Source organism: Streptomyces sp. NPDC052109, from assembly GCF_040680195.1.
GTDB lineage: Bacteria > Actinomycetota > Actinomycetes > Streptomycetales > Streptomycetaceae > Streptomyces.
Genome location: NZ_JBFAWF010000005.1, coordinates 362,147 through 386,712, shown reverse-complemented (window position 1 = coordinate 386,712; position 24,566 = coordinate 362,147). Strand labels below are relative to the sequence as shown.

The 24,566-nt window shown below is 72.7% G+C and carries 16 protein-coding genes; 4 read left to right on the top strand and 12 right to left on the bottom strand.

The genetic code is table 11. The annotated features are described in order from the left end of the window. Window positions 1-119: 119 nt before the first annotated feature. Complete coding sequence (locus AB0L59_RS14645) at window positions 120-686, top strand: universal stress protein (protein ID WP_365582718.1); 567 nt, start codon at window positions 120-122, stop codon at window positions 684-686. A gap of 116 nt (window positions 687-802) precedes the next feature. On the opposite strand, the gene AB0L59_RS14640 is transcribed toward AB0L59_RS14645, so the two are convergent. The 8 genes from AB0L59_RS14640 to AB0L59_RS14605 form a co-directional block, all read right to left on the bottom strand. Beyond that, a complete protein-coding gene (locus AB0L59_RS14640; RefSeq protein ID WP_365582717.1) occupies window positions 803-3,337 on the bottom strand; it encodes a sensor histidine kinase KdpD in 2,535 nt (844 codons plus the stop codon). A gap of 1 nt (window position 3,338) precedes the next feature. Further along, on the bottom strand, window positions 3,339-4,022 hold the full coding sequence (locus AB0L59_RS14635) for a response regulator transcription factor (RefSeq protein WP_365582715.1): 684 nt from the start codon (window positions 4,020-4,022) through the stop codon (window positions 3,339-3,341). Window positions 4,023-4,104: 82 nt separating this feature from the next. Then, a complete protein-coding gene (locus AB0L59_RS14630; protein WP_365582714.1) occupies window positions 4,105-4,737 on the bottom strand; it encodes a potassium-transporting ATPase subunit C in 633 nt (210 codons plus the stop codon). A gap of 5 nt (window positions 4,738-4,742) precedes the next feature. Continuing rightward, entirely contained in the window at window positions 4,743-6,872 is a 2,130-nt protein-coding gene (gene kdpB, locus AB0L59_RS14625) for a potassium-transporting ATPase subunit KdpB (RefSeq protein WP_365582713.1), read from the bottom strand. Next, window positions 6,872-8,533: a potassium-transporting ATPase subunit KdpA gene (gene kdpA, locus AB0L59_RS14620; RefSeq protein WP_365582712.1), complete on the bottom strand. Its 1,662-nt coding sequence runs from the start codon at window positions 8,531-8,533 to the stop codon at window positions 6,872-6,874. Before kdpA ends, kdpB begins: the two co-directional genes overlap by 1 nt. An 8-nt stretch (window positions 8,534-8,541) precedes the next feature. After that, on the bottom strand, window positions 8,542-8,631 hold the full coding sequence (kdpF, locus tag AB0L59_RS14615) for a K(+)-transporting ATPase subunit F (protein ID WP_037770757.1): 90 nt from the start codon (window positions 8,629-8,631) through the stop codon (window positions 8,542-8,544). Window positions 8,632-8,949: 318 nt separating this feature from the next. Then, a complete protein-coding gene (locus AB0L59_RS14610) occupies window positions 8,950-10,791 on the bottom strand; it encodes an APC family permease (protein WP_365582710.1) in 1,842 nt (613 codons plus the stop codon). A 307-nt stretch (window positions 10,792-11,098) separates the two neighbouring features. Next, the gene (locus AB0L59_RS14605) at window positions 11,099-13,594 is read right to left on the bottom strand and encodes an ATP-binding protein (RefSeq protein ID WP_365582709.1); all 2,496 of its coding nucleotides are present in this window, start codon (window positions 13,592-13,594) and stop codon (window positions 11,099-11,101) included. 242 nt (window positions 13,595-13,836) lie between these two features. On the opposite strand from AB0L59_RS14605, the gene AB0L59_RS14600 reads away from it, so the two are divergent. Further along, complete coding sequence (locus AB0L59_RS14600; protein WP_365582708.1) at window positions 13,837-15,411, top strand: Na+/H+ antiporter; 1,575 nt, start codon at window positions 13,837-13,839, stop codon at window positions 15,409-15,411. 88 nt (window positions 15,412-15,499) lie between these two features. Continuing rightward, a complete protein-coding gene (locus AB0L59_RS14595; RefSeq protein ID WP_365582707.1) occupies window positions 15,500-18,655 on the top strand; it encodes a BTAD domain-containing putative transcriptional regulator in 3,156 nt (1,051 codons plus the stop codon). A 13-nt stretch (window positions 18,656-18,668) separates the two neighbouring features. Here AB0L59_RS14595 and AB0L59_RS14590 read toward each other — a convergent pair whose 3' ends face one another. Continuing rightward, window positions 18,669-19,463 carry an ABC transporter permease gene (locus AB0L59_RS14590; RefSeq protein WP_365582706.1) on the bottom strand — a complete coding sequence of 265 codons (795 nt, stop codon included), beginning with the start codon at window positions 19,461-19,463 and terminating at the stop codon, window positions 18,669-18,671. Continuing rightward, the gene (locus AB0L59_RS14585; protein ID WP_365582704.1) at window positions 19,460-20,431 is read right to left on the bottom strand and encodes an ATP-binding cassette domain-containing protein; all 972 of its coding nucleotides are present in this window, start codon (window positions 20,429-20,431) and stop codon (window positions 19,460-19,462) included. The genes AB0L59_RS14590 and AB0L59_RS14585 overlap by 4 nt, the downstream gene beginning before the upstream one ends. A gap of 193 nt (window positions 20,432-20,624) precedes the next feature. Between AB0L59_RS14585 and AB0L59_RS14580 the strand changes: the two genes are divergently transcribed. Continuing rightward, window positions 20,625-22,673, top strand: a complete 2,049-nt coding sequence (locus AB0L59_RS14580) for an NAD(+) synthase (protein ID WP_365582703.1) — start codon at window positions 20,625-20,627, stop codon at window positions 22,671-22,673. 57 nt (window positions 22,674-22,730) lie between these two features. On the opposite strand, the gene AB0L59_RS14575 is transcribed toward AB0L59_RS14580, so the two are convergent. Together AB0L59_RS14575 and AB0L59_RS14570 are read right to left on the bottom strand one after the other, a co-directional pair. Continuing rightward, window positions 22,731-23,474: a TIGR03943 family protein gene (locus tag AB0L59_RS14575; RefSeq protein WP_365582701.1), complete on the bottom strand. Its 744-nt coding sequence runs from the start codon at window positions 23,472-23,474 to the stop codon at window positions 22,731-22,733. Further along, the gene (locus AB0L59_RS14570) at window positions 23,471-24,490 is read right to left on the bottom strand and encodes a permease (RefSeq protein WP_365582699.1); all 1,020 of its coding nucleotides are present in this window, start codon (window positions 24,488-24,490) and stop codon (window positions 23,471-23,473) included. Before AB0L59_RS14570 ends, AB0L59_RS14575 begins: the two co-directional genes overlap by 4 nt. Between the last annotated feature and the right edge of the window lie 76 nt (window positions 24,491-24,566).

The following is a 24,566-nucleotide window of genomic DNA, read 5'->3' as shown; positions in this document are numbered from 1 at the left end:
CGCTGACGCCGCTGGTGAGAGGGCCGGGAGGGGTCGTCAGAAGGGTGTCAGGAACGGGCGTGCGAACTGTTCGGGGGCGCCGGGGCGGGGTGTGATGGAAGGGATTTCGAGGAGGGGCCATGTCCGACCACCGCCCGCCTGCGGCCGCCCGGGTCGTGGTGGGAGTCAGCGGCTCACTGGGCGGTGCGACCGCCCTGGGCCGAGCCGCGTACGAGGCCGGGTGCCGGGGCGCGGAGCTCTGGCCGGTGCTGTGCTGGCAGCCGCCGGAGGGCGATCTCGCCGCCCGCAGGTTCCCGTCCGCGGCCGTCATGGCCGAGGAGTGGGAGCGGGTGGCGCGGGACCGGCTGATCAGGGCCCTGCGTGAGGTGTTCGGCGGCACGGACACCGGGTTGCCGGGGCAGGCGCTCGTCGTGCGGGGCTCGCCCGGGCCGGCGCTGGTGCGGATGGCCGACCGGGACGACGACGTCCTCGTGGTCGGCGCCGGACAGCGCGGGCGGGTGCGCCGGGCGCTGTGGCCGTCGGTCGGCCGCTACTGCCTGGCCCGCGCCACGTGTCCCGTCCTCGCGGTGCCGCCGTCGCCGCTGCAGGGCGAGTTGGCCGCGGTGCACCGGCGGAACGTGTGGCGGCTGGGGTTGCACACGGGGCATCTGGAGCGGGAGCTGGACACGGCGCCGCCCGAGTCCTGACCCGGTTGCTCCGCTCGCCGGCGCCGGCGGAGTGCCGCGGCGCTGCGGAGCCGACGGCACCGCAGCTCCCTCCGGGGCGCGGGGAACCGCCCGACCGGCCATCCGCTCACCCGCGCTCACGGCGTGGGCAGCCCCCCGCGCCGGCTCTCACCGGCCGGCGCGGTCGGCACCGCGAGGACCATGGTGAGCCCGCCCCCCGGCGTGTCCTCGGCGAGCAACGTGCCGGAGACCGCCTCGGCGAACCCGCGCGCGACCGCGAGCCCGAGGCCGACGCCGACCCCGCGCGGAGCGTCCCCGTACCGCTGGAAGGGCTCGAAGATGCGCCCCTTGGCCTCGTCCGGCACGCCCGGCCCGCGGTCCACCACCCGTACCTCGACCCGGTCGGCGAGGGCGCTCGCGGAGACGAGGACCTTCCCCCCGGGCGGGCTGTACTTGACGGCGTTCTCCACGACGTTGGCCACGGCCCGCTCCAGCAGACCGCGGTCGACGTACACCATGGGCAGCGTCTCGGGGATGTCCAGCTCCACGCTGTCCTCGGGCACCCCGCCGAGCGCCATCGGCACGACCTCGTCCAGGTCGGTCTCGCGGATGATCGGGGTCACCGTGCCGGTCTGCAGGCGGGACATGTCCAGCAGGTTGCCGACGAGGTGGTCGAGCCGGTCGGCGCCCTCCTCGATGGCCTGCAGCAACTCCGCCTGGTCCCGCGCGGACCACTCGACGTCGTCGGAACGCAGCGACGTCACCGCGGCCTTGATGCCGGCGAGCGGGGTGCGCAGGTCGTGGCTGACGGCGGCGAGCAGCGCGGTCCTGATGCGGTTGCCCTCGGCGAGTTCCTTGGCCCGGTCGGCCTGGCTCTGCAGGCGCTGGCGGTCCAGGACGACGGCGGCCTGGGCGGCGAACGCGGCCAGCACCCGGCGGTCGGCGGCGGGCAGCACCCGGCCGCACAGGGAGAGGGCCATGTGGTCGCCGACGGGGACGTCGACGTCGGCGTCCTCCGGGATCCGCGCGGCTCCGGGCCCCACACTGCCGGCGCAGGTCCAGGGATCCGTCTCGCCGGTGCGCTCCAGCAGGGCGACCGACTCCATGCCGAAGGTCTCCCGGACCCGCTCCAGCAGCTCCTGCAGCGAGGTCTCGCCCCGCAGCACGTTTCCGGCGAGGAAGGAGAGGATCTCGGACTCGGCGCGCAGCCGGGCGGCCTGGTGGGTGCGGCGGGCGGCGAGGTCCACCACCGAGGCCACGGACACGGCGACGCCGACGAAGATCGCGATGGCGACGATGTTCTTGGGGTCGGCGATGGTCAGGGTGTGGACCGGCGGGGTGAAGTACCAGTTCAGCAGCAGCGAGCCCACGACCGCTGAGGCCAGCGCCGGGAAGAGGCCGCCCAGCAGGGCCGCCGCCACCGTCAGCGTCAGGAACAGCAGCATGTCGTTGGCGAGGCCGACGGGCGGGGCGGCGCCGGTGAGCAGCCAGGTCAGCGGGACCGGGCCGAGCACGCCGACGAGCCAGCCCCGGATGACCCGGGAGCGGCCGAGGCGGGCACCGCGCGCCACCGGCAGTCCGCGGCCCTTGCCCGCCTCGTCGTGCGTGATGAGGTGGACGTCGAGGTCGGGGCCGGACTCGCGGGCGACCGTGGAGCCGACGCCCGGCCCGAAGACGTACTGCCAGCTGCGGCGGCGGGAGACGCCCAGCACGATCTGGGTGGCGTTCACGCCGCGGGCGAAGTCCAGCAGGGCGGCCGGTATGTCGTCGCCGACGACGTGGTGGAAGGTGCCGCCGAGGTCCTCCACCAGGGTGCGCTGAACGGCCAGTTCCTTCGGGGAGGCCGAGGTCAGGCCGTCGCTGCGGGAGATGTAGACGGCGAGCACCTCACCGCCGGCGCCCTTCTCGGCCAGGCGGGCCGCACGCCGGATCAGGGTGCGGCCCTCGGGGCCGCCGGTCAGCCCGACCACGATCCGCTCCCGGGATCCCCAGATCGTCGACACCCGGTGCTCGCGGCGGTACTCGTTCAGGTACTCGTCGACCCGGTCCGCCACCCACAGCAGCGCCAACTCCCGCAGCGCCGTGAGGTTTCCGGGCCGGAAGTAGTTGGACAGGGCCGCGTCGACCTTGTCCGGCTTGTAGATGTTGCCGTGCGCCATGCGGCGGCGCAGCGCCTGCGGGGACATGTCGACCAGTTCGATCTGGTCGGCCCGCCGTACCACCTCGTCCGGGACCGTCTCGCGCTGCCGCACTCCGGTGATCGACTCGACCAGGTCCCCCAGGGATTCGAGGTGCTGGATGTTGACGGTCGAGATCACGTCGATGCCGGCGGCGAGCAGCTCCTCGACGTCCTGCCAGCGCTTGGCGTTGCGCGAGCCGGGGACGTTGGTGTGGGCGAGCTCGTCGACGAGGACGACGGTGGGGGCGCGCCGCAGGACGGCATCCACGTCCATCTCGGTGAAGACGCCGCCCCTGTAAGGGAGTTCCCTGCGCGGCACCTGTTCCAGGCCGTGCAGCATCACCTCGGTACGGGGCCGGTGGTGGTGTTCGACGAAGGCGACGACGCAGTCGGTGCCGCGCTCGATACGGCGGTGCGCCTCGGACAGCATCGCGTACGTCTTGCCGACGCCGGGTGCCGCGCCGAGGTAGATCCGGAGCCTGCCGCGTGCCATGTCATCCCTCGAAGCGGTAGCCCATGCCGGGCTCGGTGATCAGATGGACGGGCCGGGACGGGTCCGCCTCCAGCTTGCGGCGGAGCTGGGCCATGTAGACCCGCAGATAGTTGGTCTTGTTGCTCTGCGAGACCCCCCAGACCTCCTGGAGCAGCTGTTTCTGCGTGATCAGCCGGCCGGGGCTGGTCACCAGGATCTCCAGCAGGTGCCACTCGGTGGGAGTCAGCCGTACGTCCCGCCCGTCCCGCACGGCCTTCTTGGCGAGCAGGTCGAGGGTGAAGTGCTCCGTCTCGACCAGCGTCGCCGAGGGGACCAGCGGGATGTCCTCGGTACGGCGGACGGCGGCCCGCAGCCGGGCCAGGAGTTCGTCCATGCTGAACGGTTTGGTGATGTAGTCGTCGGCGCCGGCGTCCAGCGCGGCCACCTTCTCGTCGGAGGCCTGCCGTGCGGACAGGACCAGGACCGGCACGCGGCTCCAGCCGCGCAGGCCCTTGATGACCTCGACGCCGTCCATGTCGGGCAGGCCGAGGTCCAGCAGCACCGCGTCGGGCTGGCGCGAGGCGGCGAGCCGGAGGGCCGTGGCGCCGTCGGGCGCGGCGTCCACGCCGTAGTGCCGTGCCTGCAAGTTGATGACGAGGGCCCGTACGAGCTGCGGGTCGTCCTCCACCACGAGCACCCGGGTCATGGGTGTGTGTGCCTCTCCTGTCATGCCTGCGGGAGTCGGCACACCGAGATGCCGACTCCCGTCGCGGGATCGCGTAAGGCGGTCACTTCTGCGCCACGAGGTCCTTGAGCCCGACGTTGAGTTCGAGGACGTTCACGCGGGGCTCCCCCATGAAGCCGAGCGTCCGGCCGGTGGTGTGGTCCTTGACCAGCTTCTCGACCGCGGCCACGGACAGGCCGTTCTTCTCCGCGACGCGGTGGACCTGGAGGTCGGCGTAGGCCGGGGAGATGTCCGGGTCCAGTCCGGAGCCGGAGGAGGTGACGGCGTCGGCGGGTACGTCGGACGGCTTCACGGTGTAGCCGGGGACGGAGTTGTCCTTGACCACCTTGGCCTTGGCGTCCTCGACCTGCTTGAGGAGCACTTTGCTGTCCGCGGACAGATTGGTGGCACCCGACAGGATCAGCTTGTACCGCGGGTTGACGCTGTTGGTGCCGAGGCCGTTCGCCGGGCGGGGCTGGAAGTACCTGAGGCTGTAGCCCTGTTGCCCGATGAGGGACGAGCCGACGACCCTGCCGTCCGCCTTGATCTGCGAGCCGTTCGCCTTGGTGGAGAACGCCGCCTGGGCGATGCCGGTGACCACCAGCGGGTAGACGACCCCGGTCACCAGGGTCAGCACGAGCAGGGCCCGCAGACCCGCGCCCAGCAACCGGGCCGTGTTCACGAAGGAGTTGTTCATGACGATCAGCCGATTCCGGGGATGAGGGAGATGAGCATGTCGATGATCTTGATGCCGATGAAGGGCGCGATCAGGCCGCCGATGCCGTAGATCCCGAGGTTCCGTCGGAGCATCCTGTCGGCGCTGACCGGCCGGTACTGCACGCCCTTCAGGGACAGCGGCACCAGCGCGATGATGATCAGCGCGTTGAAGATCACCGCGGACAGGATCGCGGAGTTCGGCGAGGACAGGTGCATGATGTTCAGCTTGTCCAGGCCCGGGTAGACCGCCGCGAACAGCGCCGGGATGATCGCGAAGTACTTCGCGACGTCGTTGGCGATGGAGAACGTGGTCAGCGCGCCGCGCGTGATCAGCAGCTGCTTGCCGATCTCCACGATCTCGATCAGCTTGGTCGGGTTGGAGTCGAGGTCGACCATGTTGCCGGCCTCCTTGGCGGCCGACGTACCGGTGTTCATCGCCACGCCGACGTCCGCCTGCGCGAGCGCCGGGGCGTCGTTCGTGCCGTCACCGGTCATCGCGACCAGCTTGCCGCCGGCCTGCTCCCGCTTGATGAGGGCCATCTTGTCCTCGGGAGTGGCCTCCGCGAGGAAGTCGTCGACGCCCGCCTCCTCGGCGATCGCCTTCGCGGTCAGCGGGTTGTCACCCGTGATCATGACCGTCTTGATGCCCATGCGGCGCAGCTCCTCGAACCGCTCCCGCATGCCCTCCTTGACGACGTCCTTGAGGTGGATGACACCCAGGACGCGGGCGCCCCTGTCGTCGTGGACGGCGACCAGCAGCGGGGTGCCGCCCGCCCCGGAGATGCGGTTGGCCATGCCGTCCGCGTCCTCGGCGACCGTGCCGCCCTGCTGCTCGACCCAGGCGATGACCGAGGCGGTGGCGCCCTTGCGGATCCTGCGGCCGTCGACGTCCACACCCGACATCCGGGTCTGGGCGGTGAACTCGATCCACTCGGCGCCGGCCAGCTCGCCCTGGTGGCGTTCGCGCAGCCCGTACCTCTCCTTCGCCAGGACCACGATCGAGCGGCCCTCGGGCGTCTCGTCGGCCAGCGAGGACAGCTGGGCCGCGTCGGCCACCTCCGCCTCGGTGGTGCCCTTCACCGGCACGAACTCGGCGGCCTGGCGGTTGCCGAGGGTGATGGTGCCGGTCTTGTCCAGCAGCAGGGTGGAGACGTCACCCGCGGCCTCGACCGCACGCCCGGACATGGCGAGCACGTTGCGCTGCACCAGCCGGTCCATGCCCGCGATGCCGATGGCCGACAGCAGCGCGCCGATGGTGGTCGGGATCAGACAGACCAGCAGGGCCACCAGCACGACCATGGTCAGGTGCGTGCCCGCGTAGTCCGCGAACGGCGGCAGAGTGGCGCAGGCCAGCAGGAAGACGATGGTCAGCGAGGCGAGCAGGATGTTCAGCGCGATCTCGTTGGGGGTCTTCTGCCGGGCCGCGCCCTCCACCAGGCTGATCATCCGGTCGATGAAGGTCTCGCCGGGCTTCGTCGTGATCTTGATGACGATCCGGTCGGAGAGGACCTTCGTACCGCCCGTGACGGCCGACCGGTCGCCACCGGACTCCCGGATGACCGGGGCCGACTCGCCGGTGATCGCCGACTCGTCGACCGAGGCGACGCCCTCGACGACGTCACCGTCACCGGGGATGACGTCGCCGGCCTCGCAGACCACCAGATCGCCGATGGTCAGCGCGGTGCCGGGGACCTGCTCCTCGGAACCGTCCGCGAGGAGCCGGCGGGCGACGGTGTCGGTCTTGGCCTTGCGCAGGGTGTCGGCCTGCGCCTTGCCGCGTCCCTCGGCGACCGCCTCCGCCAGGTTGGCGAAGATCACCGTCAGCCACAGCCAGGCGCTGATCGCCCAGCCGAACCAGTCGCCCGGGTCCTTGAAGGAGAAGACGGTGGTCAGCACGGACCCGATCCACACCACGAACATCACGGGCGACTTGACCATCACCCGCGGGTCGAGCTTGCGGAGCGCCTCCGGCAGGGACTTCAGGAGCTGCTTGGGATCGAAGAGGCCCGCTCCTACACGGCCCTCGGCGGGCTTGTGCCCGGTCGGTGCGTCCTGGTGGGGCGCAAGGGTGGGAGTGGACATGGAGTCCTCGTGCTTCTCGATGTCGGTCGTCATCACGCCAGCCCTTCCGCGAGCGGGCCCAGCGCGAGGGCCGGGAAGTACGTGAGACCGGTGATGATCAGGATCGCGCCGACCAGCAGGCCGGTGAACAACGGCTTCTCGGTGCGCAGGGTGCCCGCGGTGACCGGGACCGGCTTCTGCTCGGCGAGCGAGCCGGCCAGGGCCAGGACGAAGATCATGGGCAGGAAGCGGCCGAGCAGCATCGCGAGCCCGGTCATGGTGTTGAACCAGTCGGTGTTCGCGTTCAGGCCGGCGAAGGCCGAGCCGTTGTTGTTGGCCGCCGAGGTGAAGGCGTACAGGACTTCGGAGAATCCGTGCGCGCCGGAGTTGAGCATCGAGTGCGGCGGGGTCGGCAGGGCCATGGAGGCCGCGGTGAAGACCAGCACCAGGGCGGGGGTGATGAGGATGTAGCAGGCGGCGAGCTTCATCTCGCGGCCGCCGATCTTCTTGCCCAGGTACTCGGGTGTACGGCCCACCATCAGGCCGGCGATGAACACCGCGATCACGGCCATGATCAGGATGCCGTACAGGCCGGAGCCGGTACCGCCGGGCGCGATCTCGCCCAGCATCATGCTCAGCATGGTGATGCCGCCGCCGAGGCCGGTGAAGGAGGAGTGGAAGGAGTTCACCGCGCCGGTCGACGTCAGGGTCGTGGCGACGGCGAAGATCGAGGAGCCGCCGACGCCGAAGCGGACCTCCTTGCCCTCCATCGCGCCGCCCGCGGCCTGGAGCGCCGGGCCGTGGTGGGCGAACTCGGTCCACATCATCAGGGCGGTGAAGCCGAGCCAGATGGTGAACATCGTGGCGAGGATGGCGTACCCCTGCTTCACGCTGCCGACCATCACGCCGAAGGTGCGGGTCAGCGAGAACGGGATCACCAGGAGCAGGAAGATCTCGAAGAGGTTCGTGAACGGGGTCGGATTCTCGAAGGGGTGGGCGGAGTTGGCGTTGAAGTAGCCGCCGCCGTTCGTGCCCAGTTCCTTGATGGCCTCCTGAGAGGCGACCGCGCCGCCGTTCCACTGCTGCGAGCCGCCCATGAACTGCCCGACCTCGTGGATGCCGGAGAAGTTCTGGATGGCGCCGCAGGCGACCAGGATCACGGCAGCGATCGCGGCACCGGGCACCAGGATGCGCAGCGTGCCGCGCACCAGGTCGGACCAGAAGTTGCCGAGCTCACCGGTGCGGGAGCGGGCGAAGCCGCGCACCAGGGCCACGGCGACGGCGATGCCGACGGCCGCGGAGACGAAGTTCTGCACGGCCAGACCGGCGGTCTGCACGACGTGACCCATGGTCTGCTCGCCGTAGTACGACTGCCAGTTGGTGTTGGTCACGAAGGACACGGCCGTGTTGAACGACTGCGCCGGGTTGACCGAGGAGAAGTGCAGCGAGCCGGGCAGGACGCCCTGCAGCCGCTGGAGGAGGTAGAGGAAGAGGACGCTGACGGCCGAGAAGGCCAGGACGCCGCGCAGGTACGCGGGCCAGGTCATCTCGGCGTCGGGGTTGGCGCCGATGGCCTTGTAGATCCACTTCTCGACGCGCAGGTGCCGCTTCGAGGAGTAGACCTTGGCCATGTAAGTGCCGACGGGGACGTAGGCGAGCGCCAGTGCGCCTATGAGGGCGAGCAGCTGGAGCACGCCTGCAAGTACGGGGCCCATGGGGTGTCTCAGAACCTCTCCGGGAAGATCAGGGCGAGGACGAGATAGCCCAGCAGGGCGACGGCCACGACCAGGCCGACGACGTTTTCGACGGTCACAGCTTCGTCACCCCCTTGGCGACGAGAGCCACCAGCGCGAAACCCGCGAGCACGGTGACGACGAAGGCCAGATCGGCCATCGCGAACTCCTGGAGTGAGGTTCGGTTGAAACGGACGATTCGAGGAAAGCGCCTGTCCGGCCGGATCCGGCCACCCGTTGACGCCTCTCATACGGCCGCGCTCACGCCCTTGACGGGTCTCTTACGAGCCCTGGTCCCACACCGTCGAGCAGCCCCCCGTCACACACAGTGACCCGGCTCACAGTCGCCGTGAGACGTGGGCCGGGTCCTGGATCGCAGCGGCGTCAGCCGCCCCCGGTCACAGCCGGAACCGCAGCCGGCAGATCGCCGCGTCCGTCTCCCGCCGCACCGCGTGTGCCACGACGGCGCCCCGCTGGTTCTGCAGCAGGCGCTGCCACAGCCGCTCGGGCTCGGCCTCCGGGATCAGCACGGTGACCCGGGTGCCGGGCTCGCGGGCGGCCACCTCACGGACGTAGGCGGCGATGGGGCGCCCGAGGGTGCGCCGCTCGCAGGTCAGCCGGACCAGCGGCACTCCCGGGTCCCATTCCGCCCAGGACCGCTCCAGCGCGTGCAGCTGGGCCCGGTCCTCGGGGTCCGGGTAGCAGACCGTCACGGCGCGGACCTCGTCGCCGAGGGAGCCGGCCGCGGTGAGGGCCTCCGAGGTCAGCCGGGACAGGGTGGACACCGGGACGACCACGAGCGAGCGCTGGCGGTGGGGGGCCTGCGGAATGCGGCCGAGTCCGAGCCGCTCGCCGATCCGGCCGTAGGCACGGTGCACCGCGACGAAGGCGACCACCAGCAGCGGCAGGGCGATGACGATCAGCCACGCCCCCTCGGTGAACTTGCTCGCCGTGACGACGACGGTGGCGACCCCGGTGAGCACCGCGCCGAAGCCGTTCAGCAGCGCCTTTCCACGCCAACCGGGGCCCCTTTCGAGCCGCCAGTGGCGGACCATGCCCACCTGGGCGACGGTGAAGCCGACGAAGACGCCGATGGCGAACATCGGCACCAGGGTGTTGGTGTCACCGCCGGAGAAGACCAGCAGCGCGGCCGAGACGACGGCGAGCGCGAGGACGCCGTGCCGGTGGACCTGGTGGTCGGCCTTGAGCGCGAAGACGTGCGGGGCGTAGTTGTCGCGGGCGAGCAGCTTCAGCAGCACCGGCAGCCCGCCGAAGGAGGTGTTCGCGGACAGCGCCAGCAGGAGCGTCGTCGCGAACTGGATGACGTAGAACGCCCCGTTGTGGCCGAGGGAGGCGTCCGCGAGCTGGGCGAGGACCGTGACGCCCGCGACCGGCTGGAGGTGGAAGCGGCCGATCAGCACCGACAGCCCGATCAGCATCAGACCGAGTACGGCGCCGAGGGCGACCTCCGCCCGCTGGGCACGCCTGACGCGCGGGACGCGGAAGGTGGGGACTGCGTTGGCGATCGCCTCGACGCCGGTCAGCGCGGCACAGCCGGAAGCGAAAGCCTTGAGCAGAAGGAGCACACCCACGCTGGTGGCGTTGCCCGCGACCACCGAGGCGTGCCCGGCCGCGGTCGCCGTGCTCACCGGATGGGAGCGGAACAGGCCGACGACGATCAGCACGAAGATCGCGCCGACGAACACGGCCGTCGGCACGATGAACGCCTTCGCCGACTCCACGATCCCGCGCAGGTTGACGCCCGTGATCAGCGCGAGCACCGCCAGGCACAGCCACAGCCGGTCGTCGTAGAGGGCGGGGAAGGCGGAGGTCAGGGCCGCCACGCCGGCCGTCACCGCGACCGCCACGTTGAGCACGTAGTCCAGCACCAGCGAGGCGGCGGCCACCAGGCTCGTGCGCGCCCCCAGGTGCGCCTTCGCCACCGCGTAGGAGCCGCCGCCGTCCGGGAAGGCCGCGATCACCTGCCGGTAGGAGGCGACCAGCACCGCGAGCAGCGCGGCGATGGCCAGGGTCACCGGCAGGGTGAAGCCCAGTCCGTGCGCGCCCGCGGCGGCGAGGACGAGGACGATCGCCTCGGGGCCGTAGGCCACCGACGCCATCGCGTCCAGCGACAGGGCGGCGAGTCCCGTGACGGCGGTCAGCCGGTGGCGTTCGCCGGTATCAGGCGGCTCCTCGCCGGCGGGAACGGCATCCGGCTGCTCGGTGGTCAGGACGGACATGGGCGCGTGCTCCTTCTTCCTTCGGCCGCGCGCGAGGGCTGAACGGCGCGCGGGTGCACCCAGGTTCTGTCCGTCCTGGGCCGTGTCCGCCCGTTCCTTGCGGCATTTTCGCGCTCGCCCGGCCGTCCTTGACGGGATCTTGACGGTGGAGGAACGGGGCCCCGGGCCGCGGGTGGGCAGGAAGCGGCCGCCCCTGTTCCCGGCGTGGCGGGGGCCGCCGTCAGGGCGAGCCGGTCCCGCCCGGCCCAGGTCGGGTGCGCGCGGGTCTCCGTACGGAGCGGCCTCCGGGTACCGGTCACGCCGCTCGTCACGGGCCTCCTGCGATCTGCTCGGTCGGTTCGGCATCCACGATCGGGGCCGCGAGCGGCAGCGACACCACCATCGTGAGGCCGCCGCCGGGGGTGTCCTCGGGGCCGAGGGTGCCGTTCATGGCCTCGGTCAGGCCCCGTGCGAGGGCGAGGCCGAGCCCGAGACCGGTGGCGTTGTCGGTGTCGCCGAGGCGCTGGAAGGGCTCGAAGAGCCGGTCGCGGCCGTCGGCGGGGAGTCCGGGCCCCCGGTCCACCACCCGCAGCTCCACCCGGCCGGCCAGGGCACTGGCCGTGACCAGTACCGTCCTGCCGGGCGGGGTGTGCCGGGCGGCGTTGCCGACCAGGTTGGCGATCACCCGCTCCAGCAGCGGCGGGTCGGCCAGCACCGCCGGGATGTCCTCCACGTCCGCCACCCGCACCCCGGACACGTCGGCCAGCGCCGGCGGCAGCACCTCCTCCAGGGAGGTCGGGCGCAGGTCGAGGGTGAGCGCGCCGGCCTCCAGCCGGCTGAGGTCGAGGAGGTTGTCCACCAGCCGGCTGAGCTTGGCCATGGACTCGTCGGCGGTGGCGAGGAGTTCGTCGCGGTCCTCCTCGGTGAAGGCGACGTCACGGCTGCGCAGCGAGGTGACGGCGGCCCAGCCGGCGGCCAGCGGGGTGCGCAGGTCGTGGCCGACGGCCCGCAGCAGGGCGGTGCGCAGCCGGTCGGCGGCCTTCACCGGCTCCACCTCGGCCGCCGCCTCGGCCAGCCGGGCCCGCTCCACCGCGGAGCCCACGTGCGCGGCGAACGCGGCCAGGACGCGCCGCTCGGACGAGGACAGCGTGCGCCCCCGCAGCGCGAGGAAGGCGCCGGGACCCGCGGGGACGGCGGTCACCCCGGGCGCGTCCGGCGGCTCGTCCACCAGGTCCGCCGACTCCATGCCGAAGGTCTCCCGGGTGCGCTCCAGCAGGGCCGGGATGGTGGCCTCGCCGCGCACGATGCTGCCGGCCAGCGACGACATGGTCTCCGCCTCGGCCGTGGCCCGGGCGGAGCGGCGCGACAGGCGCAGCGAGCGGTCCACGACCGCGGCGACGGTGGCCGCGACGACCGCGAACACCGTCAGGGCCACCAGGGCGTTGGGGTCGTCCAGCGTGAAGGCGCCGATGGGCGGGATGAACCAGTAGTTGAGCAGCAGGGACGCCGTCACGGACGCGATCACCGCGGACGCGACCCCGCCTATGCAGGCCACGCCGACCACGGCGAGCAGGAACAGCAGGGCCTCGCTGGTCAGGTTGAGCGTGCCGCGCAGCTGGGCGAGGAGAGCGGTGAGGAGGACGGGCAGCACCAGTCCGGCCACCGGTCCGGCGATCAGCCGGGCGGTCGACAGGGTGCGGCGCCGGGACGGCAGCAGGGTGCCGCGGCCGGCCCGCTCATGGGTGACCCGGTGGACGTCGATGTCGCCGGACAGCTCGGTCACCGTCTCCCCGGTACCGGGCCCGGTCAGGAACCGCGCGAGCCGCCCCCGCCTGCTGGTGCCGAGGACCAGCTGGGTGGCGTTCTCGGCGCGCGCGAACTCCACCAGGGCGGTGGGCACGTCGTCGCCGACGACCGAGTGGTAGCTGCCGCCGAGGTCCTCCACGAGCCGGCGCTGCCGGGCGAGCGAGGCGTGCGAGACCCCGGCGGCGAGGCCGTCGCTGCGGGCCACGTGCACGGCGAGCAGATCGCCGCCGGCGGACCGGTCTGCGATGCGGGCGGCCCGCCGTACCAGCGTGTCGCCCTCCGGGCCGCCGGTCAGGGCGACCACGACCCGCTCCCGGGTCTCCCACACCCGCCCGATGCCGTGCTGCGAGCGGTACTCCTGCAGGGCCTCGTCGACCCGGTCGGCCGTCCACAGCAGCGCCAGCTGGCGCAGGGCGGTGAGGTTGCCGGGCCGGAAGTAGTTGGCGAGCGCGGCGTCGATCTTCTCGGGGGCGTAGATGTTCCCGTGCGCCATGCGCCGGCGCAGCCCCTCGGGGGGCATGTCCACCAGCTCGATCTGCCAGGCCCGCCGTACCACCTCGTCGGGCACGGTCTCGTGCTGCGGCACCCCGGTGATCTTCTCGACCACGTCGTTGAGGGATTCCAGGTGCTGGATGTTCAGGGCGGTGACCACGTCGATGCCGGCGTCGAGCAGGGTCTCGATGTCCTGCCAGCGCTTGGGGTTGCGGCCGTCGCCGGGGACGTTGCTGTGGGCGAACTCGTCGACGATCGCCACCTGGGGATGCCGGTCCAGGACCGCGCCCAGGTCCATCTCCTCGAACGCCCCGCCCCGGTACGAGCAGGACACACGGCCGACGGTCTCCAGGCCGTCGAGCATCGCCTCCGTGCACGGGCGTCCGTGGCACTCCGCGAACCCGATCACCACGTCCGCCCCGCGGGCGGCACGGCGGCGCCCCTCGTCGAGCATCCGGTAGGTCTTGCCGACCCCCGGGGCCGCGCCGAGGTAGACCTTCAGTCGTCCGGGCCGTACGTCACTCATCGCCGCCGACGCGCTCCGCTCACCGATCCTCCCCTCCGCGGGAGGGTTCCTCCTCCCAAGGAAGCCGCCTCGCGGGCCGGCCGTTGCCGCTGTTGGCGATTCCTTGGCGCAGGTCCCGGCGACCTTGACGCTGTTTTGATGTGACGTGGCCCGATAGGGTGAGGCCAGGTGTGCCGGGAAGTCTGGTCGGCCGGGAGCCGGAGCGGCTTCCGCAATCCCCTTCCGCATCCCCGGGGGACGGCATGCGCAGCGTCGGTACGGTTCTCGCCCTCGTGATCCTCGCCACGGTGGTCGCCACCTTCGCGCGCCGCCGGCGCATCCCCGCCCCGTCGCTGCTGGTGGTCGCCGGACTCGCGGTGGCCCTGCTCCCGGGCACCCCGCAGATCCAGATCAGCCCCGAGATCATCGGCCTGGTGGTGCTGCCGCCGCTGCTGTACGCGAGCGCCGAGGACATGCCCTGGCGGGAGCTGCACGCGGTGTGGAAACCGGTCGGGATCCTCGCCATAGGGCTGGTGCTCGCCTCGGCGGCGGCCGTGGCCGCGGTGGCCGCCTGGCTCACCCCGCTGTCCTGGCAGATGGCGTTCGTGCTGGGCGCGGTCCTGGCCAGCACCGACCCGGTGGCGGTGACCGCGCTCGGCCGCCGGCTCGCCCTGCCCCCGCGCGTCCAGGTCCTGGTCCAGGCGGAGAGCCTGTTCAACGACGCGACCTCCCTGGTGCTGGTCCGGGTGGCGGCGGGCATCGCCATCGCCTCGGCCGCCGCGGACTGGGGGGCGGCCGGCGGTGAGTTCCTGCTGCTCGCCGGCGGTGGCACGGTGATCGGGGCCGCGGTGGCCGGCGTGATCGCCCTGATCCGGCGGCGCACCGAGGACCCCGTCCTGGAGACGGTGATCGCCCTGGTCACCCCGTATGCCGCCTATCTGCTCGCGGAGGCCGCCCACACCTCCGGGGTCACGTCCTGCGTGGTCGCCGGGGTGGTGCTGGGCGGACGCGGCGACCGGCTCACCAACGCCCGCATCCGGCTCCAGCTGCACGCCGTCTACGGCACGGTCGTCTTCCTCCTGGAGAGCGTGGTCTTCAGCCTCATCGGGCTGGCCCTCCCCTCCCAGGTGCGGGCCCTGGCGGACGGCGACCGTACCTGGCCCCTGTACGCCCTCGCCGTGGCCGCCACGCTCGTCGCCGTACGGATGCTGTGGCTGGCGCCGCTGTCGGCGCTGGTACAGCGCAAGGGCGGGATCGGCAGGCCGAACTGGCGGGTGCCGATGGTGCTGACCTGGGCGGGCACGCGCGGGGTGATGCCGCTGGCCGCCGCGCTGTCGATCCCGGAGGTCGCGCGGAACGGCGCGCCGCTCGCCGACCGCCCGCTGGTGCTGGTCCTGACGACCTCCGTCGTGGTCGTCACCCTCGTCGTCCAGGGCTTCACCCTCGCCCCGGTCGTCCGCGCCTCCGGCATCGCCCTGGAGCCCGCGCACACCGCCCGCGAGGAGGCCGAGGCCCGCGCCCGCCTCGCCCACGCCGGCCTGGCCCGCCTGGAGGAGCTGGCGGAACTGGAGGTCGCGCCCGAGGTCGTCATGGACCGTCTCCGCCGGGGCCTGAACGCCCGCCTCGACGACGCCCGCGACCGCCTCGCCGGCGAGGGCACCACCGGTCCGGGCACCGAGTCCGCCGACCGGGTCTACCGCCAGCTCCGGCGCGACCTGATCACCGTCGAGACAGTCGAACTGCAACGGCTCTACGACGCCCACGCCATAAGCGACACGACGCGACGCCGCTTGCAGCGCTCGCTGGACCTGGAGGAGGCCCGGCTGTCCGACGGGTGACGCCGCGCCGGGGGCGGGTGGGGTCGCCGCGGCGGACGGAGCGGCCGCTCCCTGCCCGGGTCCGGGGAAACGCCCTAGTCTTCACGGCGTGACCACCGAGTTGACCCTGCTGTCCCGAGTCGCCTGCCGTGGCCGGGAGATCACCGCGCCCCGGTTGCGCGGACTGTTGGCGTTGCTCGCGGAGGACCTGCGGGCCGGGTGCAGCACGGGGCGGCTCGTGGCGGGGCTGTGGGTCGACGAGCAGCCCGAGCGGCCGGGCAAGGCCGTTCAGGTCCTGGTGTCGCGGCTGCGGGCGCAGGTCGGTGCGGAGCTGGTGGTGAGCACACCGACCGGCTACCGGCTGGCGCTGGAGGAGACGCAGGTCGACAGTTCCGCGCTGCTGCTGCACGAGACGGCGAGCGCCGAACGGGCACGGGCGGGCGACCACGGCGGTGCGCTGGCCGAGGCCGAGGCCGGGCTGGCGCTGTGGGACGGGAACGTGGGCGCGGACACGGGAGAGGACCTGCACGATCCGCTCGTCGCGCTGCGGGCCGGCCGGGTCCGGGCCCACCGTTCACTGGTCCGTTCCCGCGCGCTCGCGCTCGCCCGGCTGGGCCGCCGGGAGGAGGCCGCGGCGCCCCTGGCCGAGCTGGCAGGGGAACTGCCGCGGGACGAGGAGGTGCTGGCGGAGCTGCTGCGCTGCGAGGCCGCCGGCGCGCGGCGGGCCGCGGCGCTGACCCGGTACGACGCCTATCGGCGCCGGCTGCGTGACGAGCTGGGAACCGATCCCGGGCCCGGACTCCGCGCCGTGTACCAGGAGTTGCTCAGCGCCGACGTGGCGCCGGTCCGCCATGGTGTGCCGCACGAGCCGAATGCGCTGCTGGGGCGGGACGCCGACATCGCCGCCGTGGCCGGACTGCTGCGCGGGGCCCGGGTCGTCACCGTCGTCGGTCCCGGCGGGCTGGGCAAAACCCGGCTCTCGCACGCGGTGAGCCGGGCGGCCGAGCAGCCCGTGGTGCACTTCGTCCCGCTGGCCGGTGTCACCGACGACGACGACGTGGCCGGTGAGGTGGCCTCGGCCGTCGGTGCCGGGGAGGGCCGGCAGTTCACCGGCGGCACGGACGTGGTGAGCGGCATCGTCGCAGCGCTGGGCGCCGGGCCGGTGCTGCTGGTGCTGGACAACTGCGAGCAGGTCGTCGCCGGTGCGGCCGCCCTCGTCCAGGCGCTGGTGTCGCGGTCGAGCAAGCTGCGGGTCCTGGCCACCAGCCGGGCCCCGCTGGGCCTGAGTTCGGAGTCGGTGTACGCCCTGCCGGAGCTGTCCCAGGCGACCTCGGAGGAACTCTTCACCCAGCGGGCCCGCGCCGCCCGGCCCGGCGTGGAACTTCCCGCGGACGCGGTGACCGAGATCTGCCGGCACCTGGACGGGCTGCCGCTCGCCGTGGAGCTCGCCGCGGCCCGGGTTCGGGTGCTCTCCGTGGCCGACATCTCCAGCCGCCTGAGGGACCGGTTCGCGCTGTTGCGCGGCGGCGCCCGCGACGCACCCGAACGGCACCGCACCCTGCGGGCCGTGGTCGACTGGAGCTGGAACCTCCTGGAACCCGACGGCCAGGCCGCCCTGCGCGCCCTGTCCGTGTTCCCCGGCGGCTTCACCGAGGACGCGGCGGAGTACGTCCTCGGCGAGACCGCGGACGCGCTGGCCCTGCTGGAACAGCTGGCCGGGCAGTCCCTGGTCAAGGTGGACGACAGCCCCTCCGGAGTGCGCTTCCGCATGCTGGAGACACTGCGGGAGTTCGGCTCCGCCAAGCGCGCCGAGGCCGGCGAGGAGGAGGCGGTGAGCGGCCGGTTCCTGGCCTGGGCGCGGGACTTCGGCCGGGCCCACCACGACGTGCTGTACAGCGGCGACCCCGTACCCGCCTGGATACGCATCCGCGCCGAGCAGGACAACCTCGTCCTGGCCCTGCGGCACGCCCTGGCCCGCGCCGACGGTCCCACCACCGCGGCCGTCACCGCCGTCCTGTCCTCCCTGTGGGCCACCGGCTCCAGCTACGCCCGGCTGGCCTCGCTGGCCGCCGACACCGCCGGCCCGCTGTCCCACTTCCGGCCCGACGACCCCGAGGACGTGGAACCGGCCCGCAGCGCGGCGGCGGTCTGCGCGGCGAGCCTCTTCATGGGCCACGGCCCGCGCGCCGTACGCCAGTTGGTGACCCTGCGCCGGCTGCCGCCCGCCCCGCCGGACACCCTCGTGCGGGCCCTGGCCGTCGTGCTGTGCGCCGTGCCGGAGATGCGGCCGCCGGAGTTCGCCCGGCTGCGGCAGCTGTGCGAGGCCGACGCGCCGATGCTGGCGGGTGTCGCCTCGGGCGTCGCCAGCTACGTGTGGGAGGCCGGTCACGACACGGAGCGGGCCCTGGACAGTGCCCGCCGGATGGTCGACGCGCTCACCCCGCTGAACAACCCGGCCATGCACCTGCTCAGCCACGGCCGGGTCAGCGAGCTGTGCCTGCAGTCCGAGCGGGGCGCGGAGGCGTACGACCATCTGCGCGCCGCACTGAGCGCGCTGGACGCGTTCGGCGACCCGTCGGACCTGCTCGGCGTCCGCTGGGGGCTGGTGCTGGCCTGTCTGCACAAGGGCGACATCGAGGAGGCCGAGTACTGGCTGGGCCGCGCCACCCTGGACCAGCCGCCGGAGTCGGACCGGATGTTCGTCCCCGAGCTGCCGGCCAGGGCGGAGATCGCGCTGGCCCGGGGACTGACCGAGGTCGGGCTCGGGCTGTGGCGCCGGGCGGCGGAGGGAGTACGGACGGCCTCTGCACTGTACGCCGACGATCCCTTCGTGGACCCGTGGGCACTGCAGCTGCAGTCGGCCGCCGTGGCCGCGCACGCGCTGCACGGCCGGCCGGACCCGGTCGCCGGGCTCACCGAGGAGTTGCGGGTGCGGCTGCTCGGTCTGCTGTCCGGTGCCCCGGCCGACGGCTCGCCCGCCGACGGGTCCCCGGTGGAACTGCCGGTGTACGGCACGTTGTTGCTGGCGGTCGGACACGCCCGGCTGGCCCAGGGCGACCCGGCGGCCGTACGGCTGGTGGCGCTGGCCGAACGGATGCCGGTGGTACGGGAGTTCCCCACCCTGTCCCTGACCCGCTCCCGGCAGGCGGCCGAGAACGCCGACGGGGCGGCGTACACCGACGCGAGGTCGAGGTACGCCGCCCTGGGGCGGGAGGAGTTGCGGGCGGAGGCACTGCGGGAGCTGACGGACGCCGGGGGCCGGTAGCGCCCGACCGAATTCACCTCTTCGGCTCGCGACTGAACTGCGCCTTGGACCACAGGTAACCCAGCAGGCTCAGCCCCACGCACCACGCCACGGCCAGCACCGCGTTCTTCGTGCCGATCCCGCTGCCCAGCAGCAGCCCCCGCAGCGTCTCGATGGCGGGCGAGAACGGCTGGTACTCGGCGAACCAGCGGAACCAGCCCGGCATGGCGTCCACCGGCACGAACGCGCTGGACAGCAGCGGCAGCATCGTCAGCGGCAGTCCCATGTTGCTGGCACCCTCCGCGTTGGGGCTGGCCAGGCCCATACCGACCGCGATCCAGGTCAGCGCGAGGCTGACGAGCACCATCAGCCCGGCCGCCGCGATCCACTCCACCGGCGTCGCGTTCGGCCGGAAGCCGATGGCGAGTCCGATACCGAGAATCGCCACCAGAGCCAGCAACGTCTGGATCACGTTGCCGAGCACATGGCCGATCAGCACAGAGGCGCGGGAGATCGCCATGGTGCGGAACCGGGCCATGATGCCCTCGGTCATGTCGGTGGCCACGGAGACCGCCGTGCCGAGTGCGGTCATGCCCACGGTCATGAGAAGGATGCCGGGGACGATGTAGGCGACGTAGTCGGCCCGGTGCGCGTGACCGCCGTTGATGCCGGCGCTCATCACGTTGCCGAAGACGTAGACGAACAGCAGCAGCAACATCACCGGGGTGAGCATGATGTTCAGGGTGAGGGAGGGGTAGCGGCGCGCGTGCAGGAGGTTGCGCCGCAGCATCGTGAGGTTGTCGCGGAACGCGTAGCCGGCGGCGCTCATCGGACGGTCTCCTTGTCGGTGGTCTGCGCGGGTACGGAACTGCCGGTCAGGGCGAAGAACACGTCGTCCAGGTCCGGGGTGTGCACGGAGAGTTCGTCGGCCTCGACGGCGGCGGCGTCCAGCCAGTCGAGGATGGCGCGCAGCTCGCGCTGGCTGCCGTCGCTGGGGATCTGCAGGGTGAGCGCCTCGTCGTCGCGGGTGGTCTCGCGCAGCGCGGTCGCCGCCCGCTCGTACGCCTCCGGGTGGGAGAACCGCAGCCGCACGTGACCGCCGGGCACGAGCCGCTTGAGTTCCGCGGCGCTGCCCTCGGCGACGATCCGGCCGCCGTTGAGCACGGCGATGCGGTCGGCGAGCTCGTCGGCCTCGTCCAGGTACTGCGTGGTGAGGAAGACGGTGACGCCGCCGGCGACGAGCTCGCGGATGATCTGCCACATGGTGTTCCGGGAACGCGGGTCGAGACCGGTGGTGGGCTCGTCGAGGAAGATGATCCGCGGGTTGCCGACCAGGGTCATGGCGATGTCGAGGCGGCGCTTCATGCCGCCGGAGTAGGTGGAGGCGGGCTTCTTCGCGGCCTCGACCAGGTCGAAGCGCGCCAGCAGCTCGGCGGTGACCCGCCGCCCCTCCCGGCGGGGGAGGTGGTGCAGGTCGGCCATCAGCAGCATGTTCTCCTCGCCGGTGATCAGCCCGTCCACGGCGGAGAACTGGCCGGTGACCCCGATGGCCGCCCGGACCGCCTGGGCCTCGGCGGTGATGCCGTGCCCGGCGATCCGCGCCTCGCCCCCGTCGGCGGGGATCAGCGTGGACAGGATGTTGACCACCGTGGTCTTGCCCGCGCCGTTCGGCCCGAGGAGGGAGAAGACCGTGCCGGCGGGCACCTGGATGTCGATGCCGTCGAGGACGTGCCTGTCCCCGTAGGTCTTGCGCAGCCCGGTGGCCGCGATCGCGAGTTCGTGGTCCGTCGTCGTCATGCCATAGAGCGTGCGGCCGGGGCGGTTCAGATCGGTCTCAACCGGGTTTCAGCCGGGCCGGGAGGGCTTCGGGGCGCTGAAACCCGCAGTGGGCTGCGGCTGAAACCCGCAGGTGGGCGGTGGGGGACACGGTCCGGCAGCCCGGCCTTCTAGGCTTCTTCCTGTAAGGACACCGCTTCGGAAAGAGGTCCCGTTGAGCTTCTGGTCGATCTACCAGCACGGCTTCGCGCGCGTCGCCGCGTGCACGGGCCACACCGTCATCGCCGACCCGCCCGCCAACGCAGAGGCGGTCCTGCGCCACGCGCGCCGGTGCGCCGAGGAGGGCGTCGCCGTCGCCGTGTTCCCGGAGCTGTGCCTGTCCGGGTACGCGATCGACGACCTCCTGCTGCAGGACGCCCTGCTCGACGACGTCGAGAGGGCGCTCGGCACGATCGTGGCCGAGTCGGCCGACCTGCTGCCGGTGCTGGTCGTGGGCGCCCCGCTGCGCCACCGCGACCGGATCTTCAACTGCGCGGTGCTCGTGCACCGCGGCCGGATCCTGGGCGTCGTACCGAAGTCGTACCCGCCGAACTACCGGGAGTTCTACGAGCGCCGGCAGATCGCGGGCGGCGACGACGAGCGCGGCGCAACGATCCGGGTCGGCGGCGCGGATGTGCCGTTCGGCGTGGACCTGCTGTTCGCCGCGGCGGACGTGCCCGGGCTCGTCCTGCACGCGGAGGTGTGCGAGGACATGTGGGTGCCGGTGCCGCCGAGCGCGGAGGCGGCGCTGGCCGGGGCGACCGTCCTCGTCAACCTCTCGGGCAGCCCGATCACGGTCGGCCGTGCCGAGGACCGCAAGCTGCTGTGCCGCTCCGCGTCCTCCCGCTGCCTCGCCGCCTACGTCTACGCGGCGGCCGGCCTCGGCGAGTCGACCACCGACCTGTCCTGGGACGGCCAGACCCTCATCTACGAGAACGGGGTGCTGCTGGCCGAGAGCGAGCGCTTCCCGCTCGGCGAGCAGTACGCGGTCGCCGACGTCGACCTGGACCTGCTGCGGCAGGAGCGGCAGCGGATGGGCACGTTCGGCGAGAACCGCCGCACCCACGCCGCGCGCACCGGCGACTTCCGCACGGTGTCCTTCGCGCTCGTCCCGCCGGCCACGGCCGATCTGGGCCTGCGCCGCCGCGTCGAACGCTTCCCTTTCGTCCCCGCCGACGCCGAACGTCTCGCCCTCGACTGCTACGAGGCGTACAACATCCAGGTCGCGGGGTTGCAGCAGCGCCTGGCGTCGATCGGCGGCCCGAAGGTCGTCATCGGCGTCTCCGGCGGCCTGGACTCCACGCACGCGCTGATCGTCGCCGCCCGGGCGATGGACCGCGCGGGCCGCCCGCGGAGCGACATCCTGGCCTTCACCCTGCCCGGCTTCGCCACCAGCGACCACACCAAGGACAACGCGCACCGGCTGATGCGGGCCCTCGGTGTCACCGCGGCCGAGCTGGACATCACGCCGACCGCGCGGCTGATGCTGAAGGAGATCGGCCACCCCTTCGCCGCCGGCGAGCCGGTGTACGACGTCACCTTCGAGAACGTCCAGGCGGGCCTGCGCACCGACTACCTGTTCCGCCTCGCCAACCAGCGCGGCGGCATCGTCCTCGGCACCGGCGACCTCTCCGAGCTGGCGCTCGGCTGGTCCACGTACGGCGTCGGCGACCAGATGAGCCACTACAACGTCAACTCCGGCGTGCCCAAGACGCTGATCCAGCACCTCATCCGCTGGGTCATCAGCAGCGGGCAGTTCGACGAGGAGACCGGCAAGGTCCTCGCCGCGATCCTGGACACCGAGATCAGCCCCGAGCTGGTCCCGGGCGAGCAGATGCAGTCGACGGAATCCAAGATCGGCCCGTACGCGCTGCACGACTTCACCCTCTTCCACGTGCTGCGTCACGGGTTCCGGCCCTCCAAGATCGCCTTCCTCGCCTGGCACGCCTGGCACGACCGCGAGGCCGGCGCCTGGCCGCCCGGCTTCCCGGAGGCCGAGCGCGGCTCCTACGACCTGGCGCAGATCCGGCACTGGCTGGAGGTCTTCATCCGCCGCTTCTTCGCGTTCTCCCAGTTCAAGCGCTCGGCCATGCCCAACGGCCCGAAGGTGTCGGCGGGCGGTTCGCTCTCTCCGCGAGGCGACTGGCGGGCTCCGTCGGACGGCACGGCTCATGCTTGGCTGCGGGACTTGGAGCGCTTCGACTCGAAGGGAACCAAGGCGTAGGCGCCCCGAGCCGCTGGGCAGGCGCCCGCCGCCGTCGAGCACTGCCGTGATCCGACGTCAGGTGTTCCAGGTCTCGTCGTACGGGTCGTGCGGCACCGGCACCGGTTTCGTCGACGTCACCTTCAGGTACGGGATGGGGCCGTTGTTGACCGGGTCGTGGGTGAGGCGCGGGGTGTAGGTGCCGGTCACCTCCAGCCAGGCGTCCGGGCGCAGGACCGGGGGCAGGTCGCCGGTCAGCGCGATCTTGACCGGCTGGGCGTCCGCGGCACAGCAGTTGAGGGCCATGCGGACCAGGTACGGCGCGCCCGAGCGGTCCAGGGCGAGGAAACCGGTGACCCGGACCGGGCGGCCGTGCAGGGAGCGGCCGTGGTCGTAGGCGGCGCGGGAGGCGTAGTCGACGACGGAGAGCGGTACCGGGTCGCCGCCGGGCAGCGGTCCGAGGGCGTAGGGCTTCTGCAGGGCCGTACCGGAGCGCAGGGCGCTGTAGGAGCCGAGGGCGGGCGGGGCGATGAGGATGAGCGCGAGCAGAGGGAGCAGCAGGAGCCAGGAGATCCTCGGCTCGGGGTGGGCGTGATCGGGGTGGGCGTGCTCGGCGTGGGCGTGCTCGGCGTGGGCGGCCCTGGCTCGTCGGCGCTCGTACCAGACCGTCGCCAGCGCCGCCGCGACGAGGACCGCGCCGGAGGCCAGCAGCAGCGGGCGCAGGCCCGCTTTGACGTAGCGCAGATACAGGTCGGTGCTGCCCGCGTGGAGGAGGGCGGCGCCGAGCAGGAACAGGACGGCGGCCTGGGACTGGCGGTTCACAGCAGCACCGCCGAGGTCAGTACGGCGCCCGCGACGGCCAGCGCGAAGGTGGCCGGGGCGAAGCGGAGGGCGAAGCCGCGGCCGAAGGTTCCGGCCTGCATCGCGAACAGCTTGAGGTCGATCATCGGGCCCACCACCAGGAACACCAGCTTGGCCGTCAGGGAGAACTGGGTGAGGGAGGCCGCGACGAACGCGTCGGCCTCCGAACAGATGGAGAGCAGGACGGCCAGGACGGCGAGGGCGAGCACGGAGAAGACGGGGTTTCCGGCCGCCGTGCGCAGCCAGTCCGCCGGGGTCGCCGCCTTCAGCGTGGCCGCGGCCATCGCGCCGAGCACCAGGAAGCCGCCCGCGTGCATGGTGTCGTGCCGCACCGAGTGCCAGAAAGCCTCCCCCTTCGTCGCGCCCTCGTGCGCTCCGTGGGCCGGCGGGCGCAGCCAGTCGGTGCGGCCCAGCCGCTGCCACAGCCAGCCCATCGCGCACGCCACCAGCAGGCTCGCCAGGAACCGGCCGAGCACCATCTGCGGGTCGCGCGGGAAGGCGACGGCGGTGGCGGTCAGCACGATCGGGTTGATCGCCGGGGCGGAGAGGAGGAAGGCCAGGGCTGCGGCAGGGGTCACGCCGCGGCGCACCAGAGCGCCCGCCACCGGCACCGAGGCGCACTCGCAGCCGGGCAGGATCGCGCCGGCGATCCCGGCGACCGGGACGGCCAGGGCAGGGCGGCGCGGCAGGGCGCGCGCGAAGAAGGACGGCGGCACGAACACCGCGATCGCGGCCGACAGCAGGACGCCGAGCACCAGGAACGGCAGGGCCTGCACGGTCACCGCGACGAACACCGTCATCCAGCTCTGCATCAGCGGAGTGCCGAGGAGCCCGCGGATCGGGGACTGGGCGAGCACCGCGAGGAGCAGGGTCAGCGTCAGCACCAGCGGGGAGCTGAGCCTGCGGCCCTCCGGGGCGGGCGACCCGTCGGCGGGGCCGGCCTCCGCGCCGGGTGGGGCGTCTTCGGTGATGGCCACGTGCGGTTCCCTCCGGCTGTCCTGGCTCCCTCCCCCTGCGTACGCGAGTCGTCCCGCGGGTGTTCACCCCGTTGCT

What these genes read in the sequence shown, in the direction of transcription:
- AB0L59_RS14645 (WP_365582718.1), top strand. Translation starts at nt 120, where the DNA reads ATGTCCGACCACCGCCCGCCTGCGGCCGCCCGGGTCGTGGTGGGAGTC.
- AB0L59_RS14640 (WP_365582717.1), bottom strand. Translation starts at nt 3,337, where the DNA reads ATGGCACGCGGCAGGCTCCGGATCTACCTCGGCGCGGCACCCGGCGTC.
- AB0L59_RS14635 (WP_365582715.1), bottom strand. Translation starts at nt 4,022, where the DNA reads ATGACCCGGGTGCTCGTGGTGGAGGACGACCCGCAGCTCGTACGGGCC.
- AB0L59_RS14630 (WP_365582714.1), bottom strand. Translation starts at nt 4,737, where the DNA reads ATGAACAACTCCTTCGTGAACACGGCCCGGTTGCTGGGCGCGGGTCTG.
- kdpB (WP_365582713.1), bottom strand. Translation starts at nt 6,872, where the DNA reads ATGACGACCGACATCGAGAAGCACGAGGACTCCATGTCCACTCCCACC.
- kdpA (WP_365582712.1), bottom strand. Translation starts at nt 8,533, where the DNA reads ATGGGCCCCGTACTTGCAGGCGTGCTCCAGCTGCTCGCCCTCATAGGC.
- AB0L59_RS14610 (WP_365582710.1), bottom strand. Translation starts at nt 10,791, where the DNA reads ATGTCCGTCCTGACCACCGAGCAGCCGGATGCCGTTCCCGCCGGCGAG.
- AB0L59_RS14605 (WP_365582709.1), bottom strand. Translation starts at nt 13,594, where the DNA reads ATGAGTGACGTACGGCCCGGACGACTGAAGGTCTACCTCGGCGCGGCC.
- AB0L59_RS14600 (WP_365582708.1), top strand. Translation starts at nt 13,837, where the DNA reads ATGCGCAGCGTCGGTACGGTTCTCGCCCTCGTGATCCTCGCCACGGTG.
- AB0L59_RS14590 (WP_365582706.1), bottom strand. Translation starts at nt 19,463, where the DNA reads ATGAGCGCCGCCGGCTACGCGTTCCGCGACAACCTCACGATGCTGCGG.
- AB0L59_RS14585 (WP_365582704.1), bottom strand. Translation starts at nt 20,431, where the DNA reads ATGACGACGACGGACCACGAACTCGCGATCGCGGCCACCGGGCTGCGC.